At 40.5% G+C, this 301-nt stretch carries 1 pseudogene; it reads left to right on the top strand.

What is annotated here, in order from left to right:
- Nucleotides 1–39: 39 nt before the first annotated feature.
- Nucleotides 40–301 (top strand): annotated as a pseudogene (locus H6A61_RS15555) (hypothetical protein); the annotation flags it as partial.

Raw genomic sequence — 301 nt, 5'->3', positions numbered from 1 at the left:
GAAATTCTTTCGGAAATAGAATCACGTGATACTACGATAATGATGAAGAATAAGGAGCTGGAGCTTAAGAACAAGGAACTTGAGAGCAAAAGCCAAGAACTTGAGAGCAAAAGCCAGGAACTTGAGAGCAAAAGCCAGGAACTTGAGAGCAAAAGCCAGGAACTTGAGAGTAAGAGCCAGGAACTTGAGAGTAAGAGCCAGGAACTTGAGAGCAAGAGCCAGGAACTAATTTCTAAAAATAAAATGCTAGGAAATATGATAAGCCTCTTAAGGAAACAAGGGCTATCCGATGAAGATATTG

This window comes from Bacteroides caecigallinarum (genome assembly GCF_016901995.1).
Taxonomy (GTDB): Bacteria; Bacteroidota; Bacteroidia; order Bacteroidales; family Bacteroidaceae; genus Phocaeicola; species Phocaeicola cellulolyticus.
The sequence above is the reverse complement of the archived record's forward strand: the minus strand, read 5'-3'. Positions and strand labels throughout refer to the sequence as shown.